Genomic DNA, 16,205 nt, shown 5'->3' on the forward strand with positions numbered 1-16,205 from the left:
TGGAAAACCACAGTCCGCTCTCGTCCTGTGCCCACTAACCTGGCCCGTATGCGGCTTCGAGGGGTGCGGCGAGCGGGGCTGGCGCTGGCCGGAATCTTCCTCGGCTCCCTGCTCGCCGTCGTCGAGGCCGGCTTCCTGCTGGTGTCCGGCCTCGGCCTGCTCCCGATGCTGGCCGTGCCTAGTTCACGCGCGGCCGTCGCCGGTTTCGGCCATCGTTGCGCGCGGCAACTGGCCGTGCTGGAGCAGCGCCGGCTGAGCCGCTTCCACCAGGTCCGCGACCTCGGCCCGTACTCCGACCGCAACGCCTTCCGGTACGTCGCCCGCCGCTGGCCGGTCGGCGCACTCGGCGGGCTGGTGCTCCTGGTGCTGCTGTTCGGCCTGGTGGTGACCGGGTCGATGCTGTCGGCCTGGCTCATCGGCGGTCCGTGGGCGCTGATCGAGGACGGCGAGGACCGGATCAGCGCCGGGATGATCGCGCTCGCCTTCATCCCCGGTGTCCTGCTGCTCTATCTGAATGTGATGGGCATCATCGGCGTCCCGGTGCTCGACACCCGGCTCGCGCGGCGCTATCTGGCCCCCTCGGCCGAGGAGGTGCTCGCGCGACGGGTGTCGGAGCTCACCCTCAGCCGGGCTGAGGTGGTCGAGGTGGTCAACGACGAGCGCCGCCGGATCGAGCGGGACCTGCACGACGGGGTTCAGCAGCGTCTGGTGGCGCTGGGCCTGCTGCTCAGTCGCGCCCGGCGGGCCAAGGACCCGGCGAGGGCTGCCGAGTTGGTGCGACAGGCGCATGAGGAGTCCGAGCAGGCGCTGAACGACCTTCGCGAGGTCGCCTGGCGGGTCTACCCGACGGTGCTCGACCAACTCGGCCTGCGCGACGTCATCGAAGTACTGGCCGCGCGGTCGAGCATCCCGGTGACCGTGCGGTACGAGCTGCCCGATCGCCCGCCGCCGGCCGTGGAGACCGTGGCCTACTTCGTCATCTCCGAGGCCGTCACCAACGCCGCCAAGCACTCGGGCGCCAACAAGATAGAGATCACGCTGACTCAGCTACCCGGGGACGTCGTGGTGATCACCGTGACCGACGACGGGCAGGGCGGAGCCGAGCCAGGCGGCCGCGGGCTCACCGGTCTGGCCGGGCGGGTCGCGGCCCGTGACGGCCTGCTCAGCATCCACAGCCCCGTCGGCGGGCCGACCGTCATCCGAGCGGAGCTGCCATGCGGGTGATGCTGGCCGAAGACAACGTCCTGCTCCGCGAGGGGATGGTCCGCCTGCTCGTCGAGGAGCAGTATGAGGTGCTCGCCGCGGTCGCCGACGGAGACGCCCTCCTCGCCGCGCTGGAAACCGCCGCCGGCGAGCATCGGCTGCCGCACGTCGTCGTGGTGGACGTCCGGATGCCGCCGACGCACACAGACGAAGGGTTGCGGGCCGCGCTGACGATCCGGGAGCGATGGCCGTCGGTCGGCGTACTCGTCCTCTCGCAGTACGTCGAGGCGGCGTACGCGACGGAACTGATCACGTCGGAGCAGGACGGCGTGGGCTACCTGCTGAAGGACCGGGTGATGAAGGTCGACGAACTGCTCGCCGCGCTCGACCGGGTCGGTTCCGGCGGAGTCGCCTTCGAGCCGAGCATGGTCCGGCAACTGCTGGCCCGGACGACGCACACGGATCCGCTCAGCAAGCTCACCACCCGCGAGCGGGACGTGCTGGCGAAGATGGCCGAGGGGCACGTCAACGGCCGCATCGCCGAGGAACTCTTCATCTCCACCAGCGCCGTCGAGAAACACATCAACTCGATCTTCGACAAGTTCGACCTCAACCACGTCACCGGCTACAGCCGCCGAGTCCTCGCCATCCTCCACTACCTCGGCACCTGACTAGAGCCGGCTGATTCCGGCACCTGAGAGCTTGGAGGTCTTGCGGCCGCTCACGAGCAGCAGCAGAGCCTCGATCGGACCGTGGATCTCCTGGCCGTCGCCGACCGTCCAGTCGATATCGGAGGCGATCAACTTGAGGCCGGCGAGGCGCTTTCGCGCCTTGAACGGGAACGACTTGGTCCAGATCCGCTCCGCGGCGGCCCGGGCGGCATCGGGCGGCATCCGGTGCTCCCGGCCGAGCGGGTTCGCGATGTCCTGGGTGTGCACGAGCACATCGAGCAGCGGATCGACCGGCGTCGTCCCGAGCGGGTGCTTCCGCGACCCCGCGAACTGCCGGTACTGCGCGACGATCTCCTCCCCCGAGTACTGCGCCCCCGCGCGCCGCGCCTCCTCGAAGATGAACCGGTTGAAGTCACCCCGCGTCCGGATCATCCCTGTCACCACCGGCCAGGCCCGCGCCTGTGGCGACGAGATCACGTGGGCGGCGACGTCCCGGACGGTCCAGCCCGGGCAGACGGACGGCGTCTCCCACTCGGACGGGCTCAGGCCGGACAGCAGGTCGGCGAGAGCCGCGCGCTCGGAATCGACGTACCGCCAGATCTCGTCCGTCTCCACCCTGATCACCCCACCGAATCAGTAAGCCTCTCTGACTAAATTAGACAGTCTCTCTGACCACCAGTCAAGCTGTCGGCATGGCCGACCCACTGAATCTCGGACTGCTGCTCTTCATCCCCTATCGTGCGCTCGAGACCCGGGTGTTCGCAGCGCTCGCGCAGGCCGGGTACGACCTCACCCCCGCCCAGGCCCGCGTCTTTCAGCGGATCGGCTCCACCGGCACCCGCCTGACCGAACTGGCCGAGCAGGCCCAGGTGACCAAGCAGACAGCCGGCTTCCTCGTCGACCAACTCGAACGAGCCGGCTACGTCCGCCGGGTGCCGGACCCGACCGACGCCCGCGCGCGCCTGGTCCAGATCACCGACCGCGGCGCCGAGACCATCCCGATCGCCGCCGCCGAGGTCGCCAGGATCGAGGCCGAGTGGACCGCTCACCTCGGCCGGAGCAGGACCAGACAACTCCGCGAGACCCTCACCAGCCTGCGCGAGATCACCGACCCGTACGCCTGAGCCTCAGCGCGCTGACCGGGTTATATTCCTGGTATGGCAACTACGTTCGAGGTGCTGGCGGAGCCGCGGCGACGGGACATCCTCGACCTGCTGCGCACCGGCGAACGACCGGTCGGCGAACTGGTCGAGCAGCTCGCGCTGAGCCAGCCGGCCGTGTCGAAGCACCTGCGGGTACTGCGCGACGCCGGTCTGGTCGAAGTACGTCAGGACGCCCAGCGCCGGTGGTATCGCCTCCGCCCGGCGCCGCTGGCCGAGATCGACAGTTGGCTGGAGCCGTACCGCGATCTCTGGCGCGGGCGACTGGACGCCCTGGAAGCCCACCTCGACCGCATGGACTGACCAACCGGTCGCGCTGCTGGACGCGGCCTTGCGCCCCCGCGCGGTTTTCGCTGCCTGTCAACCAACCGGTCGCGCTGCGGGATGCGGCCTTGCGGTCCCGCGCGGTCTTCGCTGGCTGCCAACCAACCGGTTGGTTGTCAGGCGCTGCCGCGGAGTTCCAGTCTCGTCTCGACGATGACCTGGGGCTCGGCCGGTTGGTCGCCGGCCAGTTGAGCCAGCAGCAGCCGGGTCATCTCCCGGCCCATCTCCTCCGTCGGCTGGAAGACCGACGTCAGCGGCGGATCGGAGTGCCGGCCACCCGGAGAACCGTCGAAACCGATCACGGCCACGTCCTCCGGAATCCGCCGGCCGGCCGCCTTCAGCACCCGCATCGCGCCGAAGGCCATCGGATCGGAGGCGGCGAAGACAGCGTCCAGTTCGGGCGCCCGATCCAGCAGCGCGGCCATCGCCTTGGCGCCGCTCTCCTCACTGAAGTCGCCGTACTCGACCAACTCGTCACCGGCCACCTGACGGAACCCCTGCAACCGCGCGACCCCGGCTGACATGTCCTGCGGACCGGCGATGGAGGCGATCCGGCGACGACCCCGATCCAGCAGGTACTGCGCGGCCTGCCGCCCACCGGTCGCGTTGTCGGCATCGACGAAGGGGATGTCCCTGACCTCCGGCCGGTCGTCCGCTCCCCCGAGCGGTTGTCCACACAGCACCAGCGGAAGTCCGTTCGCCCGGACCTGGGCCGGCAACGGGTCGTCGGCATGCTGGGAGAGCATCAGCACGCCGTCGACGTGCTCTCTGCTGAGGAAGCGGCCGGCCCGGTCCCGCTCGGCCGAGCTCTGCACCATCGACAACCACAACTGCAGTTGTGTCTGCGCCATCGCGGAACTGATGCCGCGGACGATGCCGGCGAAGTACGGCTCGGTGAAGAGTCGCTCGCCGGGTTCGGAGATGACCAGGGCGACACAGTCGGTGCGCCGGGTGACCAGGTTGCGGGCCGCACGGTTCGGCACGTAGCCCAACTCGTCGATGGCCTTCAGAACCGCGGCCCGCGCGGCCGGGCTGACCTGGGACGACCCGTTCACCACACGCGAAGCGGTGCCCCGCCCCACCCCCGCCCTGGCTGCGACGGTTTCGATGGTGGGACGGGACTTGGTCATGTCGCTACCCTGCCCCGGATCAGATCGCAGTACCAATACGCGCTGCTCTTCGGCGTCCGTGTCTGCGACGCGTAGTCGACGTAGACCAGGCCGAACCGCCGCGAGTAGCCCCAGGACCACTCGAAGTTGTCGAACAGCGACCAGCAGAAGTAGCCGCGCAACGGTACGCCGGAGTCGATCGCCGCCCGGCAGGCCCGCAGGTGACCGTCCAGATAGCTGATCCGCTCGGAGTCACGGACCAGGCCGTCGGCATCCGGCGCGTCAGCGAAGGCCGCACCGTTCTCCGTGACGTAGAGCGGCACCGGCGGATACTCCTGGGCGACGCGTTCGAGCACACCGGTGAGTCCCTCAGCGTGGATCTCCCAACCCATCGCGGTGACCGGGAGGTCTCCTTTGAGGAAGCCCACGTGCTCGCTGCCCGGCCACGGCGACGCCGCGGTGCCGACTCCTCCCCCATGCCCGTCGTCGCCGTCGGTGGGCTCGCCCGTCACCACGTGCCGGCTGTAGTAGTTCACGCCGAGGATGTCGAGCGGGGTCGAGATGACGGCGAGATCCCCGTCCCGGACATGCGAGAAATCAGTCACCTCCGCGAGATCGGCGACCACGTCGGCCGGGTAGGAGCCGAGCAGCACGGGATCGAGGAAGAAGCGGTTCTGCAGGCCGTCGATCCGCCTCGCCGCGTCCAGGTCGATGTCCCGCTCGCTCGCCGGTACGACGTCGTACAGGTTGATGGTGACGCCGACCTGGTGGCCACCGGATCTCAGCAGACCGGTGGCGAGGCCGTGTCCGAGCATCAGGTGGTGACCGGCCCGGACGGACGCGGCCGGATCCTGGCGGCCCGGTGCGTGCACCCCTGAGCCGTAGCCGAGGAAGGCCGAGCACCAGGGCTCGTTCAGTGTTGTCCACTGCCGCACTCGGTCACCCAGCGACGCGGCGATCGCGCCCGCGTAATCCGCGAACCGGTTGGCCGTGTCCCGCTCGGGCCAGCCGCCGGCGTCTTCCAGCGGTTGCGGCAGATCCCAGTGGTACAGCGTCGGCCAGGGCTCGATCCCGGCTGCCAGCAGTTCGTCGATCAGCCTGGAGTAGAAGTCGACGCCCTTCTGGTTGAGGGCGCCGCGGCCGCCCGGCTGGACCCTGGGCCAGGAGATGGAGAAGCGGTAGGCCTGCAGGCCGAGGTCAGCCATCAACGCGACGTCCTCGCGGTACCGCTGGTAGTGCTCCACCGCGACATCACCGCTGTCGCCGCCGAGCACCCGGCCCGGCGTGTGCGAGAAGGTGTCCCAGATCGACGGGCCGCGGCCGTCGGCGGCCACCGCGCCCTCGACCTGGTACGCCGCGGTGGCGGCGCCGAACAGGAACCCGGTGGGGAACTCCAGTCCGGTGCCGGGCTCGGTCTGGCTGTCGGTCGTCACGACTTGATCGCACCTTCCATGATGCCGCCGATGATCTGGCGGCCGAACAGGATGAACACCGCGAGCAGGGGCAGCGTGGCCAGCGCCGTCGCCGCGAAGACCTGCGCGTAGTCGGTGTAGTACGCCGTCGCCAGCAGGCTGAGCGACAGTTGGACGGTCGGGGTGTTCGCGTCCAGTACGGCGTACGGCCAGATGAACTCGTTCCAGGTCTGCATGAAGGTGAGCAGACCGAGCACGGCCGCGGCGGGGCGCAGTACGGGGAGGACGACGTTCCAGTAGATCCGGAAGGTCGAGCAACCATCCACCCGGGCGGCTTCCACCAACTCGTCCGAGATCGCCTCGGCGGCGTACTGGCGCATCATGAAGACGCCGAAACCGCTGACCAGGAACGGCACGATCACCGCTTGCAGGGTGCCGTTCCAGCCGATCTTCACCATCAGCATGTAGAGCGGGATCAGGCCGAGCTGGACCGGCACCATCATCGTCCCGACGATCACCAGCAGCAGGCCGTTGCGGCCGCGGAACCGCAGCTTGGCGAACGCGAACCCTGCCAGCGTGGAGAAGAACACCACCGACAGGGTGACCACGCTGGAGACCACCAGCGAGTTCACCAGCCCGTAGGCGAAGGCCGCGTGGTCGTTGGCGAACACCCGGCGGACGTTCTCGCCGAGCTCACCACCAGGCAGCAGCGGCGGCGGTACGTCGTTGATCACGTCGTTGGACCGGGTGGCCACGACGAACATCCAGTAGATCGGGAACAGCGAGAGCGCACATCCCACCACCAGCGCCAGGTACGTCGCCGGGCTGGTGCGCCACAACCGGATCGAGGCGGCCCTCATCGCGCCCACCTCGCGGCCCGCCGGACGAGCAGCAGGTTGACCAGCGAGAACACCACGATCAAGCCGAACAAGGACCAGGCGATCGCCGCGCCGTACCCGTACTGGAAGCGCTGGAACGCCGTCTCGTACATGTACATGGTGACCGTCTGGAACTGGCCGAGTGTGCCGCCGAGCATCTTGCCGTTGCCGAAGATCACCGGCTCGGTGAACAACTGCAGGCCGCCGATGGTGGAGATGATCACGGTGAACACCAGCGTCGGGCGCAGCAACGGCACGGTGATCCGCCAGAACTGCTGCCAAGGCGCCGCGCCGTCCAGCGAGGCGGACTCGTACAGGTCCTTCGGGATCGCCTGCATCGCACCGAGCAGGATCAGCGTGTTGTAGCCGGTCCAGCGCCAGTCGACCATCACGGCGATCGCGATCCAGCTGGACCAGGTGTTGGCCTGCCAGTCCACCGCGTCCAGGCCGACGGCGGTGACGAGGTAGTTCACCAGGCCGACGTCGCGGGCGAAGAGTTGGCCGAAGACAATGCCGACGGCCGCGACCGAGGTGACGTTGGGGATCAGCACACCCATCCGGAAGAAGGTGCGGGCGCGGATCTTGCGGTTCAGCAGGTTCGCGACGGCCAGCGCCGTCAGCAGTTGCGGCACGGTCGCGATCACGAAGATGCCGACGGTGTTCTTCAGCGCGTTCCAGAAGTCCGGGTCGGCGAACAACGCGGTGTAGTTGCCGAACCCGACGAACGTGTGTTCACCGATCAGGTGCCAGTCGTGCAGCGAGACCCAGCCGGTGTAGACCAGCGGGAACGCCCCGAAGACGGCGAACAGCACGAAGAACGGCGCGATGAAGAAGTACGGCGCGAACCTCACGTCCGCGCGGGTCAGCCGGGAGCGCCAAGGAACCCGGTCGCCGGCGGCACGTGCTCCCGCCGACGACCGGACGACGCCGGAAAAGGTCACTTCGCCTCTTTGGCAGCGCTGCTCAGCGCCTGCTGCCAAGCCTTGTCGGCGGTGAGCTTGCCCTGCTCGACGGCCTGCATGGCCGGCTCGAACGCGCGCTCCTTCACGGCCTGGTGCTTCGGGCCGAGCACGACCGGCTTGAGCGACTTCGCTCCGGTACCGAAGATCTTGCCGACCGGCGCCTTGGAGAAGTAGTCGTTCGTCAGCGCCAGGAACGCCGGGTCATCCAGTGCCTTCGGCGACGAGGGCAGCGGACCGGCCTCCTTGAAGGCGCCCACCTGACCGTCCGGGCTGGTCAGGAACTTCGCCAGCTCGTAGGCCTCCTTCGGGTGCTTGCTCTGGGTCGGTACCGCGAGCCACGAACCACCCCAGTTGCCGCCGCCACCAGGCACCGCGGCAACGTCCCACTTGCCGGCGTTCGCGGCGCCGGAGTTGGTCTTGATGATGCCGAGCATCCACGACGGGCACATGGTGACCGCGAAGCTGCCGTTCTTGAAGCCGGCCTCCCAGTCCTTCGACCAGGTGGCGATCTTGGCGCTGACGCCCTCCGACACCATCTTCATCGAGGTGTCCCAGGCCTGCCGCACGACCGGGTTGGAGTCCGCGACCAGCTTGTTGTCCCGGTCGTAGAAGTTGGTCTCGCCCGCCTGCGACAGCATCGCGCTGAAGCTGGTGGTGACGGAGTCGACGAAGCCCTTGGCGCCGGTGTTCGCGGCGGTGAACTTCTTGCCGGTAGTGATGAACTCGTCCCAGCTCGGCCAGAGCGCGGAGACGGCATCGCGGTCGGTGGGCAGCCCCGCCTTGGCGAACAGGTCCTTGCGGTAGCAGACCGCCAGGCCGCCGACGTCGGTGCCGAGCCCGATCAGCGGACCGTCCGCACCGGCCTTGCCCAGCTCCCACTTCCACGGCAGGAAGTTCGCCTCCTGGTCGGCCGCGCCGTGGTCGGCCAGGTTGACGAAGTTCTGCGGCTGGGTCTTGAACTCGTTGAGGATGCCTTCCTCGAGCGCCACCACGTCCCCGGCGCCGGACCCGGCCGCGAGCCACTGGGTGAGCTTGGGCTTGTAGTCGTCGAGCTTCTGCACGCTGCGCAGCTCGACCTTCACGTTCGGATGTTCCTGCTGGTACTGCGCCACCAGTGCCTTGTAGCCGAAGTCCCCGAACGTGTCGACGACGAGGTTGACCTGGCCGTCCGCCGCCGGCGTGGTGTCGTTCGTGTTCTTGCTGCATGCCCCGACCATGCCCAGGGCTGTCACGGCAGCCGCCGTGACAGCCAGGAACCGCTTCGTCTGGCTCATCGCCTGACCCCTCCTCGGAATTCTGACCGCTCCGTCTGGGAGCGCTCCCAAGAGCATCGAGGCCGGTTGAGCGGCTGTCAAGAGCTCAGTGGGAGCGTTCCCAAATCGAGTCCGAAGAGGTACCGCTCGGGTCAGGTCAGTTCGGGCACCCGCAGATGGGCCAGCGTGAGCTCGAACTCGCCGACGTCCATCACTTCGGCGCCCGCGTCTTTGGAGGCGGACATCCGCATCTGCTCCGCCGCCTCCCGGTTCCTTCCCATCGCTTCCATGCTGTCGTAGGTCACCGAGGACACGGCACGACCGGAACTGCGGTCGACCAGCAGGCTGGCGCTGCAGAAGCCCTCGAGCTCCTCAGCCCTCGGCAGCGACGCCAGCTTGTAGACGTCGATCGCGCGGTCGAGGTCGGAGGGCTCGACCCGCAGCCAGGTCGCCCGGACGCAGGCGCCCGGGGACGACTTGTGGTCGCGGTGCAGGACGGCGATCTCCCACTCCTCGACCTCCGGGCTGCTGCCCATCGTCTCCCCGATCCGCTCGCGGATCGGTTGCAGCGTCTGGTCGGTGGCGCGCATCGCGTCCTCCGAGCGCCAGGCGCTGGTGACGATACAGCGCCCCGACATCCGGTCCGCCAGCATGGACAGACCGATGCAACCTTCCATCTGGTCCAGTTCAGGCATCACCTCGTCGCGCACCTGCGCGATGCCGGCGTCGACGGACTCCGGCCGGGCCATGAACGTGGTGGAACGTGCGTACACGGTCCACCCCCTTCGAGTCGGGGTGGCACCCCGGTGGCGCCACCGGCTGCCTTTCACATTCCTCCCGCCGGACCCTGCTGGCAATGCCTGCGGGCCTGATGACCGGATGCCGGTGGTCGCCCGGGGAGGTGGCTAGCGGGTCTCGGCCAGGTCGAAGACGTTGCCCTCGGGGTCGGCGAGGGTGACCCAGTGGACGCCGTACTCGTCGAACTCGGCGACGCGCTTGGCGCCCAGTCCGACGATCCGGTCCACCTCGGCCGCCCAGTCGGCGGCGGCGAGGTCGAGGTGCAGCCGGTTCTTGCCGGCCCGCTCCTCCGGGACCTGGATGAACATCAGCGCCGGGCCGTCCCCGGTCTTGTTCACGGTGGCGAAGTACTGGTTGCCGTCAGCATCGACCTGCTGGTTGAGCAGGGCGGCCCAGAAGCCGGCCAGTTCGGTGGCGTTCGCGCAGTCGAAGGTGACGGCCTCGAGGGAGATGGTCATGGTGGATCAGCCTTTCGTAGCAGGGATCCGCTGGATCGGCCAGCAGATCTCGGTCCGGAACCCGGTCGGGTCGGTGGTGTCGCCGGGGCCGACGACGTAGATCTCGCGGATCGGCCCGGGCGCGACCTCGCAGTACTCGGCGACGTGGCTGCCGAGCGCGCCGTAGGTGCGGTCGAAGTCGGTGAACGGCCCGTTGTGCACCGCCACCGCGAAGTACGCGGCGGGCAGGTCGACCAGGCCGACCCGCTCGATCGCCGGCTGGTCGGGCGCGACCGGAAGGAACCCGACCACCTCCCCGACGTCCTCGGTGAAGAACTCGTCCCCGTACGTCGCTCCCGGGGTGGCCGTGATGCCGTGGATCGCGGCGATCTCGCCGAGCAGGGCGAAGGTGGTGCCGCACCACTGTTCGATCCGGGACCGGTCGACGCGGTCCGTCACGGAGTACGCGCGGAACGCGGGCACGAACCGGTACTCGACCTGCAGGTTCGTCACCGGCAGGGTGAGCATCGAGCGCAGCGAGGCGACGACGTCACGGGTGCGGACGAGTTCGCGCTCCATCTGGTCCAGGTGGAGCCGCAGCGCCTCGTCCCGCGACTCGAGATCCGGCGCCTCGACCACGGCCCGGACCTGCGCGAGCGGCATCTGCATCTCCCGCAGCCGCCGGATCAACTGGGCGGTCGGCACCTGTCTGGTCTCGTACCGCCGATACCCGGACGACGGATCGATCCGGGCCGGCGCGAGCAGCCCGATCTCGTGGTAGTGGTGCAGCGTTTTCACGCTCAGATGCGTGAGCCGGGAGAACTCACCGATGGTCACCGACGCGGTCATGTCCCAAAGCTTCCACCCTCCGGTCACCGGAGGGTCAACCCCCGCTCCGAATCGCAGCCAGACGCACGACGACCGCGACCGGGGGCGCGGTCGCGGTCGTCGTGTTGGCGTCCCCGTGCGGACACCAAGTCAGTCGGGTCAGACGTTCCACTTCTGGTTGGCGGCTCCGGTGCAGGACCAGATCTGCAGCCGAGTCCCGTTGGCCGAACTGTTGCCCGTGACATCGAGACACTTGTTCGCCTGTGGATTCACCAGGTCCTTCCCACCCGTATAAGTCCACTGCTGAGCCCCGCTCCCGTTACACGTCCACAACTGCGTCACCGCCCCGTCAGCCGTCGACCCCGACGCCACGTCGAGGCACTTGCCGAGCGCCCGGATCGTGCCGTCACCCGGACGGCTCCACTGCTGCGCCGCGGTGCCGTTGCAGTCGTACAGGTTCACCGCGGTGCCGTCGGCGGCGTTGGCCCCGGCGACGTCGATGCACTTGCCGGCCAGCCCGGTGATCGCAGTACCGGTGCCACCGCCGCCACCGCTCTGAGTGCCGGACCAGGTGAAGGTCGCCGAGGTCTTGGTGGGCAGCGTGTAGACGAAGGACTGGCTGCCCCAGTTGACCCGCACCGACTGCGAACCGCTGGTGGTATTGAAGGCGATCAGCGCCTTCGAACCGTCGGGGTTCTTCCAGGCCACGTTCTTCACCGCGCTGTTCGCGTCCGACTGGATCCGCGCCGCACCCGGCTTCACGAACTTGGTCAGGTGGCCCATCGTGTAGTACTCGACCGTCTTGTCCACCTGGCCGGCCCGCGAACCGCCGCGCTGGATGGTGACGAGCCCGGTGCACACGTTGCAGCCGGCCCCGACGTACGGAAGCATGTTCTGGTCCTGGCCGAGGCTCCACTTGACCCAGGACTTGCTCCAGTTCCGGGTGTAGTCGATCAGGTTGTTCATGTCCTCGACCTGCTGGTTGGCGATCCAGGTGCCACCCGAGTGCTCGGTCATGTAGTGGTTCACGGCCGGGTACTGGTTGTGCACCGTGGACTGCAGGTTCACGTCACCGCCGTAGCCGTGCCACGCGATCCCACCGAACAGCGGGTCGTTGCGGAGCGCGGCATCGGCCAGCGGGACCGAGCCGAGGTCGTCGTAGTTGCCCCAGTTGTAGTCCAGGATCATCACCTTGGTGGTGATCCCGGCCGCCCGGAACGCCGGGATCAGGTGGTTCTTGGTGAACTCGAGCAGGCCGGCGCCGTTCCAGTTCATGGAGGCGTAGCCGGTGTTGTCGGTGCCGCAGCAGGTCGGCTCGTTCTGCACCGACACGTAGTCGATCTTGTTGCCCTGGGCCTGGTTCTGCTGGACGTACTTGACGAAGTACTGGGCGTACATCGGGTAGTACTCCCACTTGAGCCAGCCACGGTTGGTGAACTTGTTGTTGTCCTTCATCCAGGCCGGCGCGCTCCACGGCGCACCCTTCACCTTCAGCGCCGGGTTCAACTGCCGCGCCTGCTTGGTCAGCGGGACCACGTCCGCCAGGTCGTGGTTGATGGTGAAGTCGTTCAGGTCGCAGCAGGTGTCGTCGTAGGAGTAGTTGAACCGGGCCAGGTCCGAGGCGCCCATCGGGTTGCGGGTGAAGGCCAGGCCGATGCCGTTGACCGGGTCGAACAGGTCCTTCATCACCTGGTTGCGGGTCGTCGCGGTGATCGTGTTGCTGCTGTTCAGCAGCCAGGCGGCGCTGTCGGTGAAGGACGCGCCACCGCCCTCGAACGTCTGGTACGTCGTGTTCTCGTTGACGTTGATGGTCTGGTTGGCAGTGCCCCCGGCCGGGCCGAAGTTCACCGGCGACTGCTGCTGCAGGCCCCGGGTCACGTTGCGGCCGGCGGAGTCGTTGGTGGTGGTCAGCCAGACGTTGACCTGCTCACCGGCGGCGTGGGCCGGCTGCGAGTTGCCGATGCTCAGCCCGGTCGCGGTCACGCAGAGGGCCGCGAGGCCGGCCAGGGCGGGAAAGAGCCGTCGGCGGCGACGGAGGGTCCCGTTCGAGGACATGGCGGAGTCTCCCTTTTGCTCAAGGGCTTTCACGGGGCGGATGGGACCCCCGGGGTGTCGGCGTCTGCCCGCGCCGCAACAGGTGGTCAGCATGAGGTAACCACCGGTGAATGCCGGTGTCAACGCCGGGAAAACACTTTTTTCACGACTTATATTTATGTCTGGTCTTGACGTGAAAGCGTTCTCACAGCAGGCTGCCCCTCAGCGATTCCTGTCTCGCCCGCCCCCGCCCCCACGCGAGAAATGAGGCACGCATGAGGTTCCCGCGTACCCGGTTCCGGTCCGCAGCCCTGGCCGCCGCAGGTGCGGCAGTGCTCGGCACCGCACTCCTCCAGTCCCCCGCCACCACCAGTACCGCGTCGGCCGCCGCCACCGGTCCCGCCGCGGCGACGTCGTCGTACGCGGCGGCGGCTGTCGGCCCGGTCGTCTGGTCCGACGAGTTCAACGCGCCAGCCGGCACAGCGCCCGACAACAGCAAGTGGCGCTACGACATCGGCGGCTCCGGCTGGGGCAACAACGAACGGCAGTACTACACCAACAGCACCCGCAACTCCGCCCACGACGGCAATGGCAACCTGGTGATCACCGCCCGGCGCGAGGGCGGCTACAACTGCCACTACGGCCCGTGCGAGTACACCTCTGCCCGGCTCCTCACCGCCTCGACCTTCACCCGGACCTACGGCCGGTTCGAGGCCCGGATGAAGCTGCCCCGTACGCAGGGCCTGTGGCCGGCGTTCTGGATGCTCGGCACCGGCAACAACGGCTGGCCGGGCAACGGCGAGATCGACATCATGGAGAACATCGGCAAGGAGCCGAGCAACTCCTACGGCACCCTGCACGGCCCGGGCTACTCAGCCGGCGAGGCGGTCAGTTCCCGCTACACGCTGCCGAACGGGCAGCAGTTCGCCGACGGCTTCCACACCTTCACCGTCGACTGGGAGCCCAACGTCGTCACCTGGTACGTCGACGGCATCCAGTTCGCCCGCAAGACCCCGGCCGACCTCGGCGGCGACCCGTGGGTGTTCGACCACCCGTTCTTCATGATCATGAACGTGGCCGTCGGCGGCTACTGGCCGGGCTACCCGGACGGCAGCACCGTGATGCCGCAGACGATGACCGTGGACTGGGTGCGGGTCTCGAGCCTCACCTCCGGCGGCGGAGGCGGCGGCCAGATCACGGCGCTGGGCAAATGCGTCGACGTCGCCGGCGCGAACCCTGCCGACGGTACGCCGGTCCAGCTGTACGACTGCAACGGAACCACGGCCCAGCAGTGGACGCGACCGGGCGACGGCACGATCCGTGCCCTCGGCAAGTGCCTGGACGTGGCGGGCGGTGGGACTGCCGACGGCACCAAGCTGCAGATAGCGACTTGTAGCGGCAATCCCGCCCAGCAATGGACCTACACCGGCGCACGTGACCTGGTGAATCCACAGTCGAACAAGTGCATGGACATCCCGTCCGCCAACGCCACGAACGGCAACCGCCTGCAGATCTGGACCTGCAACGGCTCGGCCGCCCAGAAGTGGACCCTGTAACCCCGCACCTCCGCCCCGCCTTTCGGGGGTTAACCCCTCAGAGGGCGCGGTGGGAGGCGATGAGCTTCGCCTTCCGCCCCGCCTTTCGGGGGTTAACCCCCGAAAGGCTTGGTTGCCCCATCAGATTCTGATGGGGCAACCCTGCGTTTGAGGGGGTAACCCCTCAGAGGCCGCGGTGGGAGGCGATGAGCTTCGCGTAGGTCTTGCCGCTGGTCTTCATCACGCGGGTGCCGGTGGGGTAGTCGACGTACGCGAGACCGAAGCGCGGGGCGTAGCCGTAGGCCCATTCGAAGTTGTCCAGCAGGGACCAGGCGAAGTACCCGGCGAGCGGTGCGCCTTGCTCGACCGCGCGGACGCAGGCGGCCAGATGCCCTTCCAGATAAGCGGTTCGGTCGGTGTCGTCGACGGTGAAGGACGCGTCCGGGCTGTCGACCCAGGCCGAGCCGTTCTCGGTGATGTAGATCTTCTCGGCGCCGTACTCCTTCGCCAGCCGCAGGATCAGCTCCTCCAAACCAGCCGGGTGGACCTCCCAGTCCAGCATCGTGCGCTCGGCGTTCGGGCCCTCGACCTGGCGGAAACCCAGCACCGGAACGGAATCGTCGGCCTTGATGATCTGGCGGAAGTAGTAGTTCAGGCCGACGAAATCGGTCGGCGCGGCGATGATCTCGGCATCCCCCGGCTGCTCGGGGAGGTCCACGCCGTACACCTCGGTCATGTCGGCCGGGAAGCCGCGGCCGAACAGCGGGTCGAGCCACCAGCGATTGATGTGCCCGTCGGCGATCCGCGAGGCGCGGATGTCGGCGGCGCTGTCGCCGGCCGGCTCGCACGGACTGAGGTTGACGACCAGACCGATCGACGGCGGCTCGGGCGCCGACTCGCGCAGCGCGGCGACGCCGAGGCCGTGCGCGAGCATCAGGTTGTACGACGCCCGCACCGCGATCTCCGGGTCCTTGATGCCGGGAGCCATCCGGCCTTCCCAGTGGCCGATCCACGCGGAGCACAGCGGCTCGTTCAACGTCACCCAGTCGCGGACCCGGTCGCCGAGCTTGGCCCCGACGACACTCGCGTACTCCGCGAACCGGTACGCCGTGTCGCGGTTCTCCCAGCCGCCCAGGTCCTGCAGCGCCTGCGGCAGGTCCCAGTGGTACAGGGTGACGAAGGGTTTGATGCCCTCAGCAAGCAAGTCGTCGACCAGCCGGTCGTAGTACGCCAGGCCGGGCTGGTTCACCGCGCCGGAGCCGGTCGGGATCACCCGCGGCCAGGCGATCGAGAACCGGTACGCGTCGACGCCGAGTTGTTTGATCAGGTCGAGATCCTCCGGCCAGCGGTGGTACGAGTCGCACGCGACGTCACCGGTGTCGCCGTTGTCGATCGCGCCGGGCACCCGGCAGAAGGTGTCCCAGATCGACGGCAACCGGCCGTCGGCATCGATCGCGCCTTCGATCTGGTACGCCGAGGTGGCGGTACCCCAGACGAAGTCGCGCCGCAGCGGGGAAAGCTCGACCATCGGTGACCCCCAGGGGGTAGGAGCGGGTTTTTTCAAAGGATAGTTGAAGTAATGAACTCGACCTAGCGAAACG

The 16,205-nt window shown here is 68.3% G+C and carries 16 protein-coding genes; 5 read left to right on the forward strand and 11 right to left on the reverse strand.

The genetic code is table 11. The annotated features are described in order from the left end of the window. Positions 1-48: 48 nt before the first annotated feature. On the forward strand, positions 49-1,224 hold the full coding sequence (locus ABD255_RS31445; protein WP_344220418.1) for a sensor histidine kinase: 1,176 nt from the start codon (positions 49-51) through the stop codon (positions 1,222-1,224). Continuing rightward, positions 1,215-1,874, forward strand: a complete 660-nt coding sequence (locus ABD255_RS31450; protein WP_344220419.1) for a response regulator — start codon at positions 1,215-1,217, stop codon at positions 1,872-1,874. The genes ABD255_RS31445 and ABD255_RS31450 overlap by 10 nt, the downstream gene beginning before the upstream one ends. On the opposite strand, the gene ABD255_RS31455 is transcribed toward ABD255_RS31450, so the two are convergent. Further along, positions 1,875-2,489 carry a maleylpyruvate isomerase family mycothiol-dependent enzyme gene (locus ABD255_RS31455; protein WP_344220420.1) on the reverse strand — a complete coding sequence of 205 codons (615 nt, stop codon included), beginning with the start codon at positions 2,487-2,489 and terminating at the stop codon, positions 1,875-1,877. Positions 2,490-2,566: 77 nt separating this feature from the next. Between ABD255_RS31455 and ABD255_RS31460 the strand changes: the two genes are divergently transcribed. Next, entirely contained in the window at positions 2,567-2,998 is a 432-nt protein-coding gene (locus tag ABD255_RS31460) for a MarR family winged helix-turn-helix transcriptional regulator (protein ID WP_344220421.1), read from the forward strand. 33 nt (positions 2,999-3,031) lie between these two features. After that, positions 3,032-3,337: an ArsR/SmtB family transcription factor gene (locus ABD255_RS31465; RefSeq protein WP_344220422.1), complete on the forward strand. Its 306-nt coding sequence runs from the start codon at positions 3,032-3,034 to the stop codon at positions 3,335-3,337. Positions 3,338-3,474: 137 nt separating this feature from the next. On the opposite strand, the gene ABD255_RS31470 is transcribed toward ABD255_RS31465, so the two are convergent. From ABD255_RS31470 to ABD255_RS31510, 9 genes are all read right to left on the reverse strand, one after another. Further along, on the reverse strand, positions 3,475-4,488 hold the full coding sequence (locus ABD255_RS31470; RefSeq protein ID WP_344220423.1) for a LacI family DNA-binding transcriptional regulator: 1,014 nt from the start codon (positions 4,486-4,488) through the stop codon (positions 3,475-3,477). Beyond that, positions 4,485-5,900, reverse strand: coding sequence for a GH1 family beta-glucosidase (locus tag ABD255_RS31475; RefSeq protein ID WP_344220424.1), 1,416 nt, complete (start codon positions 5,898-5,900; stop codon positions 4,485-4,487). The genes ABD255_RS31470 and ABD255_RS31475 overlap by 4 nt, the downstream gene beginning before the upstream one ends. Further along, a complete protein-coding gene (locus ABD255_RS31480; protein ID WP_344220425.1) occupies positions 5,897-6,739 on the reverse strand; it encodes a carbohydrate ABC transporter permease in 843 nt (280 codons plus the stop codon). Before ABD255_RS31480 ends, ABD255_RS31475 begins: the two co-directional genes overlap by 4 nt. After that, positions 6,736-7,698 carry a carbohydrate ABC transporter permease gene (locus ABD255_RS31485; protein WP_344220426.1) on the reverse strand — a complete coding sequence of 321 codons (963 nt, stop codon included), beginning with the start codon at positions 7,696-7,698 and terminating at the stop codon, positions 6,736-6,738. Before ABD255_RS31485 ends, ABD255_RS31480 begins: the two co-directional genes overlap by 4 nt. After that, the gene (locus tag ABD255_RS31490; RefSeq protein ID WP_344220427.1) at positions 7,695-8,993 is read right to left on the reverse strand and encodes an ABC transporter substrate-binding protein; all 1,299 of its coding nucleotides are present in this window, start codon (positions 8,991-8,993) and stop codon (positions 7,695-7,697) included. Before ABD255_RS31490 ends, ABD255_RS31485 begins: the two co-directional genes overlap by 4 nt. 131 nt (positions 8,994-9,124) lie before the next feature. After that, on the reverse strand, positions 9,125-9,745 hold the full coding sequence (locus tag ABD255_RS31495; protein ID WP_344220428.1) for an antibiotic biosynthesis monooxygenase: 621 nt from the start codon (positions 9,743-9,745) through the stop codon (positions 9,125-9,127). 132 nt (positions 9,746-9,877) lie between these two features. Next, positions 9,878-10,228: a VOC family protein gene (locus ABD255_RS31500; RefSeq protein ID WP_344220429.1), complete on the reverse strand. Its 351-nt coding sequence runs from the start codon at positions 10,226-10,228 to the stop codon at positions 9,878-9,880. Positions 10,229-10,234: 6 nt separating this feature from the next. Continuing rightward, entirely contained in the window at positions 10,235-11,056 is an 822-nt protein-coding gene (locus tag ABD255_RS31505) for a MerR family transcriptional regulator (RefSeq protein ID WP_344220430.1), read from the reverse strand. Between the two features lie 138 nt (positions 11,057-11,194). Further along, on the reverse strand, positions 11,195-13,090 hold the full coding sequence (locus ABD255_RS31510) for a ricin-type beta-trefoil lectin domain protein (RefSeq protein WP_344220431.1): 1,896 nt from the start codon (positions 13,088-13,090) through the stop codon (positions 11,195-11,197). Between the two features lie 254 nt (positions 13,091-13,344). On the opposite strand from ABD255_RS31510, the gene ABD255_RS31515 reads away from it, so the two are divergent. Beyond that, positions 13,345-14,625 carry a ricin-type beta-trefoil lectin domain protein gene (locus ABD255_RS31515; protein WP_344220432.1) on the forward strand — a complete coding sequence of 427 codons (1,281 nt, stop codon included), beginning with the start codon at positions 13,345-13,347 and terminating at the stop codon, positions 14,623-14,625. A gap of 163 nt (positions 14,626-14,788) precedes the next feature. On the opposite strand, the gene ABD255_RS31520 is transcribed toward ABD255_RS31515, so the two are convergent. Then, positions 14,789-16,132, reverse strand: a complete 1,344-nt coding sequence (locus ABD255_RS31520) for a GH1 family beta-glucosidase (RefSeq protein WP_344220433.1) — start codon at positions 16,130-16,132, stop codon at positions 14,789-14,791. Positions 16,133-16,205 lie beyond the last annotated feature (73 nt).

Source organism: Kribbella sancticallisti (assembly GCF_039530625.1).
GTDB lineage: Bacteria > Actinomycetota > Actinomycetes > Propionibacteriales > Kribbellaceae > Kribbella > Kribbella sancticallisti.